Raw genomic sequence first — 1,689 nt, forward strand, 5'->3', positions numbered from 1 at the left:
AGCGATTCCTGGGTAGTGGTCGAAAAGCGCCGCGTGGTGCCCACCTTCAATCGTTTGACCACAGCTCCCCAGAGCCGCTGATCGGGCCACGTCGACAGGATCAATGTGGGGACTCCGGCGCGCAGGCCGGCGGCCGTGGTGCCAGCGCCACCGTGGTGCACGACCGCGCGGCAGGCCGGGAAGGCCGCGGCGTAGTTCATCGTGCCCACCACCGCGAGGTGGTCGAAATCTGGCACGTGGTCGAAGGTCGTGCCGCCCGCGCACACCAACGCGCGCTCGCCTAACTGTGCGCATGCCGCGCTGATCATGGCGAGCGTGTCGGTCGGAGATTCGACCGGCATGCTGCCGAAGCCGAAGAATATCGGCGGTGTTCCAGCGGCAATCCATGACGCGACCTCGTCATCGGCGTCCGTCGCGGACTCCACCGTTAGCGCGCCGACAAAGGGTCGTTGCCCATTGAATTTCGCCCATTCGGCTGCCAGCCCGGGAAAGCAAAACTCATCGTATGCCTGAATTTCCAGCGATCCGCGTTCGGTGATCCGCCGCGACGGCAGGCCTGCCGCCTTCGGCAGGCCGAGCTCGCGGCGCTGCGCGTCTTCGAGCTTATTGGTCATGGGCCACTGCAGCCACTCGGACGCCGTCATTGCGGAGCGGATCAGCGGCGTCGGCAAGCTCGGAACGAGCTGGCCGTTAGGCCGCATCGGGTAGGTATGCAGCGTGGCCAAGGGAATGCCGTAGTACTCCGCGACATTGGCGGCGGGCTGCTCTCCAATGACGCCGGTGAACAGCAGGTCGGCCCCGTCAGCCAGCGACATCAGCGTCGTGCTGGTCTCTTCCCAGCACTGCGTAAACAACGCCCAATCTTCGCGCCACAACCTTCTAAGATCCTGGACCTTCCAAAAGGTCCGGAACAAACGCGTCATGAAGTCGCGATGCACATCCTGGAACCGCCGCGCACTCGGTCCGTAAGCCACCACCTCAAGGCCAGTCCCCCCGGCGAAGGTCACATGGTCGGGTGGGACGGCCATGCGCACGTCATGTCCACGGCGCAGCAACTCACGGCCGACAGCGACGCAGGGCTCGACATCGCCGCGAGTTCCATAGCTCGCTAGCACAAATTTCATCGCGGAGATATTAGCCCTTTCCTTGCTGCGCGCGTTTCTGTGCGATGAAAGCGGCAGCCTCCGCGCTAGCCGCCGACCTTCCCCTTTGCACGCGAAACGCCGAAGACTTCCGGGGCATTGAGCATCTGCTGACCATCATCAGCGTATGAGCCGCAAGGCTTCGCGTGTTCTACTCTCATCAGGTGATTCGGTTGGATCCAGTCAAGCCGCACGCCGTCCTGCGCAGCGCGCTCCTTGAGCTTTACGCCCCACTGGGCGTCTGGGGCGAATCCCGCGTCGGCGGAGGGTAATCGGTGGCAGTCCGGATACGTCCTGCACGGGCGTCCTCTAATAACCGCGCATCCAGCGGTCATGCCCAGCGCGACAATCGGCTCGCTCCCGCGGACCACAGCGTGTTTGTCGGGCATCGCGCCATTGGCCGGACGCTAGTCATCCAGTGCGTGTGGGTTTATGAGCACGCTGTCGACCTCGATGGGCTGAGGCGTTTTCACCACAATCTCGGTTACGGGTTGTTGGGACGGCGCATCGAGCGTTCTCCGCTGCCCTTCGCCCGGCATCGGTGGGT

Annotated in this window: 1 protein-coding gene and 1 pseudogene (1 of these 2 only partly in view); one reads left to right on the plus strand and one right to left on the minus strand. The window is 64.0% G+C overall.

Translation table 11 applies throughout. The features are described 5' to 3' along the window. Positions 1-1,124 carry the 5' portion of a glycosyltransferase gene (locus tag ACFE99_RS11855; RefSeq protein ID WP_375485447.1) on the minus strand. 28 nt of this gene lie to the left of the window's left edge, so 1,124 of the gene's 1,152 nt are visible here — the first part of the coding sequence; its start codon is at positions 1,122-1,124; its stop codon lies off the left edge, out of view. 305 nt (positions 1,125-1,429) lie between these two features. Here ACFE99_RS11855 and ACFE99_RS11860 point away from each other — a divergent pair. Next, a pseudogene (locus tag ACFE99_RS11860) lies at positions 1,430-1,689 on the plus strand (hypothetical protein); the annotation flags it as partial.

It is taken from the genome of uncultured Mycobacterium sp. (assembly GCF_964249325.1).
Classification (GTDB): Bacteria; Actinomycetota; Actinomycetes; order Mycobacteriales; family Mycobacteriaceae; genus Mycobacterium.